Origin of the sequence: Mesorhizobium sp. M8A.F.Ca.ET.021.01.1.1 (assembly GCF_003998025.1) — a bacterium.
Lineage (GTDB): Bacteria > Pseudomonadota > Alphaproteobacteria > Rhizobiales > Rhizobiaceae > Mesorhizobium.
On record NZ_RZSJ01000329.1, the window covers coordinates 1 to 6,714 of the forward strand.

4 protein-coding genes are annotated in these 6,714 nt (G+C 64.3%); 2 read left to right on the forward strand and 2 right to left on the reverse strand.

Going from position 1 to position 6,714, the window contains the following annotated elements:
* Nucleotides 1-1,055: 5-aminolevulinate synthase (gene hemA / locus EOA36_RS22650; protein WP_127279503.1), on the forward strand; the 1,055-nt coding region annotated here is incomplete at its 5' end.
* Between the two features lie 240 nt (nt 1,056-1,295).
* On the opposite strand, the gene EOA36_RS22660 is transcribed toward hemA, so the two are convergent.
* Nucleotides 1,296-2,462, reverse strand: a complete 1,167-nt coding sequence (locus EOA36_RS22660; RefSeq protein ID WP_127279504.1) for a pyridoxal phosphate-dependent aminotransferase — start codon at nt 2,460-2,462, stop codon at nt 1,296-1,298.
* A gap of 109 nt (nt 2,463-2,571) precedes the next feature.
* The gene (mscL, locus tag EOA36_RS22665) at nt 2,572-2,994 is read right to left on the reverse strand and encodes a large conductance mechanosensitive channel protein MscL (RefSeq protein ID WP_127279505.1); all 423 of its coding nucleotides are present in this window, start codon (nt 2,992-2,994) and stop codon (nt 2,572-2,574) included.
* Between the two features lie 248 nt (nt 2,995-3,242).
* Between mscL and EOA36_RS22670 the strand changes: the two genes are divergently transcribed.
* Nucleotides 3,243-6,714, forward strand: a 3,472-nt coding sequence (locus EOA36_RS22670) for a PAS domain-containing hybrid sensor histidine kinase/response regulator (protein ID WP_145969261.1), incomplete at its 3' end; no start/stop codon positions are given.

Genomic DNA, 6,714 nt, shown 5'->3' on the forward strand with positions numbered 1-6,714 from the left:
TGGGCTCTGGCGCCGGCGGCACCCGCAACATTTCCGGCACGTCCAACCCGTTGGTCGAACTCGAGCATGAGCTGGCCGACCTGCACGGCAAGGAAGCCGCCCTGGTCTTCACCTCCGGTTTCGTCTCCAACGAAGCCTCGATCTCGACCATCGCACGGCTTTTGCCCAATTGCCTGATCATCTCGGACGAGCTGAACCATGCCTCGATGATCGAAGGCGTGCGGCGCTCGGGCGCCGAGAAGAAGATCTTCCGCCACAATGACGTCGCGCATCTGGAAAGCCTTTTGCAGACGGCCGGGCGCGAACGTGCCAAGCTGATCGTCTTCGAAAGCGTCTATTCGATGGATGGCGACATCGCACCGATCAAGGAGATCGTCGAGTTGGCCGAGCGCTACAACGCCATGACCTATATCGACGAGGTCCATGCCGTGGGCATGTACGGGCCGCGCGGCGGCGGCATCACCGAGCGCGAGGGCCTCGCCGACCGCATCGACATCATCGAGGGCACGCTGGCCAAGGCCTTCGGCACGCTGGGCGGCTACATCACCGGCACCAGCGCGGTGATCGACGCCGTGCGCTCCTATGCGCCGGGCTTCATCTTCACCACGGCGCTGCCGCCGGCGATCGCCGCCGCGGCCACCACGTCGATCCGTCATCTCAAGCGCTCACAGGCCGAGCGCGACGCCCAGCAGCAGCAGGCGACCCGGACCAAGCAGATCCTGTCCGCCGCCGGCCTGCCGGTGATGGAATCGCCGACCCACATCGTGCCGGTTCTGGTCGGCGATCCGGAGCTGTGCAAGATGGCCAGCGACCGGCTGCTTGGCGTGCACGGCATCTATATCCAGCCGATCAACTACCCGACCGTGCCGCGCGGCACCGAGCGGCTGCGCATCACGCCGACGCCATTCCATTCCGATGCGCTGATCGCCGAACTTCAGGACGCGCTGGTCGAAACCTGGGACGCGCTCGGCATCCCCTACGGTTCGGCGGGACGGCCGGCCGTCGCGAAAAGCGACCGGATCATTCCGCTGCTGGTGCCCAAGTCGGGCGGGTGAAGGCGAGCTTTGTCACCCTCTCGCCGTCATTAGAACCGCAGCGCTGCCCCTCATCCTGCCGGACATTTCTCCCCGTATAGTGACGGGGAGAAAGAGGCTGTCGCGGAGAGTTTCGCCAATCGCAAGCGTTGCAGAACAGGCGCCGGCGTTGCGGCCAGCCTTCTTCTCCTCGTCACTATACGGGGAGAAGGTGCCGGCAGGCGGATGAGGGGCGACGCTAACCGATAAAGGCAAGCAGCCTCAAACCGTCTTCATCCAGCCCGCCAGCCTGTGGGCCGCTTCCTCGAGCTGGTCCAGCCTCCGGTGGAAGCACAGCCTCAAAAACGCTTCGCCACCCGGGCCGAAGGCGGTGCCGGGTGCCAGGCCGACATTGGCCTTGTCGACGATGTCGAAGGCAGCGCTGCGTGAATCGGTGATCCCGTCGACCGTGAAGAACAGGTAGAAGGCGCCCTGCGGCACGGTGAACCGCGCCTTGCCGGTTTCGCCGAGAATGCCGCAGACCAGGTCGCGGGCCTTTCTCGCCCGCTCCACCTGTTCGGCGACGAAGGCATCGCCCTCGTCGAGCGCCGCGACCGCGCCGCGCTGCATGAACTGGGCGACGCCCGAGTTGGAATACTGGATCAGGTTCTCGAACACCTGCTGCAGGCTTGGATGCGTCTTGACCCAGCCGACCCGCCAGCCGGTCATCGCCCAGTTCTTGGAGAAACTGTTGACGAACAGGATGCGGTCTTCCGCCTCCGCGATGTCGAGGAACGACGGCGCGCGGCCGTGGCCATAGTGAAACAGCGAATAGATCTCGTCGGCGATGATCCACAGGCCCTTGGCGCGAGCGAGATCGAGGATCGCTCGCAAGGTCTCATGGTCGGCGGTCCAGCCGGTCGGATTGGACGGCGTGTTGATGAACAGCGCCTTCGTGCGCGGTGTGACCGCCGCCGCGATCTTCTCGACGTCGCATGACCAGCCATTTCCGGAATGGTCGAGCGTGACCGGCACCGGCACGGCCCCCGCGATCGCGGCGGCGGCGTCGAAATTCGGCCAGGCGGGCGACAGATAGATCACTTCATCGCCGGCGCCCGCAAGCGCGTCGAGCGCCAGCTGGATGGCATGCATGCCGGAGCCGGTGACGATGAATTGCTCCTCGGGGAAGGTCTTGCCGAAGTGCCTGGCGTAGTAACGCCCCAGCGCCTGCCTCAGATCGGGAATGCCCCTCTGCCAGGTGTAGAACGTCTCGCCGCCGGCCAGCGCCTTCGACGCGGCATCGGTGATGAATGACGGCGTCGGCAGGTCGCCCTCGCCGGCCCAGAGCGGGATCAGGCCTTCGCGCAATCTGCCGTAGTTGACGACGGCGACGATACCGCTTTCAGGCGCGGCCAGGGCCTCGGGGCGAAGGGTCTGGATCAGGGTCATTGGGCAGGTCCGTTGTCTCGGGCGTTCGTAAGGGCTGCTTACCAGATACGAAAACAGAAAACCCCGGCCGCGAACGACCGGGGTTTTGGTCCAGAAGAACCGTATCCGTCTATCGCCTGGCCAGCAAATCGCGGATTTCGGTCAGAAGCTGTACATCGGCGGGGGGCGGCGCGGCCGCCGGCGCCGGCTTTTCTTTTTCCAGGCGCCTGCGCATGTTGTTCACGGCCTTGACCATGAGGAAGATGATGAAGGCGAGGATGATGAAATTCAGCACCACGGTGATGAAGCTGCCATAGGCGAAAACAGCCCCTTGCTTCTTGGCGTCCGCCAGCGAGGTGGCGTTGACGGCCGAGGAAAGCCCAAAGAAGTAGTTGTTGAAGTCCAAACCGCCAAAAATCGCGCCGACAATCGGCATGATGATGTCGTTGACCAGGGAATCGACGATCTTGGAAAAGGCAGCGCCGATGATGACGCCGACGGCCAAGTCCATCACGTTACCCTTGGAAATGAATTCCTGGAATTCTTTCAGCATTCGACCCTCCTTGTCATGGCGGGCCGCACAGCCGTCCCATCCCTGCGGCACCGACCCGGCGACACCATAACAAAAACCTTGGGTTGCACCATCGGCTAAAAGAAGAAAGCAACCGCTTTCTCCTTACCCCGGGGCAGCCGCGGAAATCATGGCCCGCATGCGCCGAAAGCCGTGATGGACTTGGCGCCCAAGCTGTGATTGCGTCTGGCCGGCCAGGTTAAAATCGGCACAGGGAGGATCTTGCCGGCGTGCAGGGCTTGTTCATCGTCATCATTGCGATCGCCTATGTGACGCTGCTGTTCGCCATCGCCAGCCTGGGCGACCGCCGCTCGGCGATATCTGGACCCGGCCGCGCGCGGCCTTTCATCTATGCGCTCAGCCTTGCCATCTACTGCACGTCCTGGACCTTCTTCGGCTCGGTCGGCCTTTCCTCGGAACGCGGCCTCGAATTCCTCGGCATCTATACCGGCCCGGTGCTGGTGTTCGTGTTCGGCTTTCCATTGCTCAACCGCATCGTGCGGCTGGCCAAGACCGAGAAGATCACCTCGGTCGCCGACTTCCTCGGCGCGCGCTACGGCAAGAGCTTCACCGTGGCCGCCATCGCCACGCTGATCGCCACCATCGGCGCCGTGCCCTATATAGCCCTGCAACTGAAGGCGATCTCGGGATCGGTCAGCCTGATGGTCGAGCATTATACGGGCTCGCCGCCTTCCTTCGATCCCTTCGTCAGCGACATCTCGCTGGTCGTCGCCATGCTGCTTGCGCTGTTTGCGGTCCTGTTCGGCACACGCCATGCCGACGCCACCGAACACCAGGACGGGCTGGTGCTGGCGGTGGCGGTCGAGACGGTGGTCAAGCTCGCCGCTTTCCTGGCCATCGGCCTGATGGTCACCTTCCTGATCTTCGGCGGCCCCGGCGACATGTTCGACCGGCTGGCGCAGAATGGCCAGGTACGGCAGGCAATGGGCTATTCGACGTCGCTCGCCACCTGGCTGGTGCTGACCTGCCTGAGCGGCTTCGCCATCATCCTCTTGCCGCGGCAGTTCTACGTCACCATCGTCGAGAACCGCAGCGAGGCGGAACTGCGCACCGCGACATGGGTGTTCCCGCTCTACCTCGTGGCGATCAACCTGTTCGTGCTGCCGATCGCCTTTGCCGGCCTGACGCTGGTCGGGACAAGGACGAGCAGCGACCTTTACGTGCTGTCACTGCCGCTGTTCAGCGGCCACGATTTCCTGGCCATGGCCGCTTTCATCGGCGGCCTGTCGGCGGCAACCGCCATGGTCATCGTCGAGAGCGTGGCGCTGTCGATCATGATCTCCAACGACCTGATCATCCCGCTGTTCGTGCGCCGGCTGCTGCGGACGACCACTTCCAAAAACGAGGACTGGTCGACGCTTATCCTCAATGTACGGCGTGGAGCGATCTTCATCCTTTTGTTCATCGCCTTTCTCTACTATCGCGAGAGCACCAACAGCGCCCGGCTGTCCTCGATCGGCCTGATGTCCTTCGCGGCGATCGCGCAATTCGCGCCGGCGCTGGTCGGCGGGCTGATCTGGCGCGGCGCCAATGGCCGCGGCGCGGCGCTCGGCATGGTCGCCGGCATCCTGGTCTGGGGCTACACGCTGCTGGTGCCGTCGCTCGTCCCACCCGATACCGGCATCATCGTGCATGGACTGTTCGGCTTCGAGGCGCTGCGGCCACAGGCGCTGTTCGGCACCGTCGCCGAACCGCTGAACCATGGCGTGCTGTGGAGCCTGTCAATCAACGCGCTGTTCTTCGTCTTCGGCTCGCTGTCGCGCGCGTCGGTGCCGCTGGAGCGCATCCAGGCATCGATCTTCGTGCCGCGCGAAGCCGGCCCGATGCCAAGCCTGCGCCGCTTCCGCACGGCCATCACCGTCAACGACCTCAAGGATACCATCGCACGCTATCTCGGCGTCGAACGCACGGAACGCTCCTTTCAATCCTTCGAGAAGAGCAACGGCACCTCGCTGCACGGCAACGAGCAGGCGAGCATGGACGTCATCCGCTTTTCCGAGCAGCTTTTGGCCAGCGCCGTCGGCTCCTCCTCGGCGCGGCTGATCCTGTCGCTGCTGTTTCGCCGCCACGACCGCGAATCCCGCGACGCCTTCCGCCTGCTCGACGACCCCACGGAAGCGCTGCAGCACAACCGCGACCTGCTGCAGATCGCGCTCGACCAGATGGAGCAAGGCATCACCGTCTTCGACCGCGATTTCCGGCTGATCTGCTGGAACAGGCAATACCGGGCGCTGTTCGACCTGCCCGACGAGATGGGCCAGGTCGGCGTTTCGCTCGACCAGATCCTTCGCCATCTCGCCGAGCGCGGCGACATCCCCGCCGACCAGCGCGTGGCGATGCTCAACCGGCTGACCAGCTTCGTCAGCCCCTGGCAGATGGAGCTGAAGACCAGCGGCCGTATCCTCGAGCTGCGCTCCAACCCGATGCCCGATGGCGGCATCGTTGCCACCTATGCCGACATCTCCGGACGCGTCGAGCAGGACCTCGCGCTGAAGCGCGCCAATGAATCGCTGGAACAGCGCGTCAAGACCCGCACCATCGAGCTGACCAGGGTCAACGAGGAATTGACCCGGGTCAACGAGGAACTGGCGCAGGCACAGATGCTCGCCGAGGAGGCCAATCTCGGCAAGACGCGCTTCCTTGCCGCCGCCGGTCACGACATCCTGCAGCCCTTGAATGCCGCTCGGCTCTATTGTTCCTCGCTGATCGAGAAGGCCGGCAAGGGTCCGGCCGGCAAGGCGGCCATCAACATCGAATCCTCGCTGGAATCGGTCGAGACCATTCTGGGCGCCGTGCTCGACATTTCGCGCCTTGATGCCGGCGCGATGAAACCGGACGACACCGCCTTCAGCCTTGATGGCCTGCTGCGCCAGATCGGCAATGATTTTCGGCCACTGGCCGCGGAGAAAAAGCTTGGCCTGACGATCATGCCGTCGTCGCTGACGGTGACGACGGACCGTAACCTGTTGCGCCGCCTGATCCAGAATCTTGTCTCCAACGCCATCAAATACACCCGCCAGGGCCACATCCTGGTCGGTGTGCGGCGGCGTGGCGAATTGGCGGAGATCCAGGTCATCGACACCGGCATCGGCATTGCCGGCGACAAGCTGAACACTGTCTTTCATGAATTCACCCGGCTGGACGAAGGCGCCCGCGAAGCCGAAGGTCTTGGCCTCGGCCTCTCCATCGTCGACCGCATCGCCAGGGTATTGCGGCTCGAGATTCGCATCTTCTCCAACCCGGGCAAGGGCACGCGCTTTTCCGTCATCCTGCCGGTGACAGCCGCGCAGGAGTCGCGACGCGAGGTCGAGACCCGGGCGCCGGCCCGCGCGGCGGCTTCGCTGTCGGGGCTGCATGTGCTGTGCATCGACAATGACATCCGTATCCTCGAAGGCATGCGGCTGCTGCTGGAAGGCTGGGGCTGCAACGTCGCCACGGCGACCGGCTCGGGGGATCTGGACAAGGTCGCGGTCCAACGTCCGGACATCGTGCTTGCCGACTACCATCTCGACCGTGAAACCGGTCTCGACGTTATCATCAAGCTGAGGGCGACGCACGGTGACGACCTGCCGGCCGTGCTGGTCACGGCCGACCGCTCCAACGAGGTGCGGGCAGCCGCGGCGGGCCTCGACATCCCGATGATCAACAAACCGCTGAAGCCGGCGGTGCTGCGGTCGATGA

Coding starts and splice junctions, on each gene's coding strand:
- EOA36_RS22660 (WP_127279504.1), bottom strand. CDS start 2,462: ATGACCCTGATCCAGACCCTTCGCCCCGAGGCCCTGGCCGCGCCTGAA.
- mscL (WP_127279505.1), bottom strand. CDS start 2,994: ATGCTGAAAGAATTCCAGGAATTCATTTCCAAGGGTAACGTGATGGAC.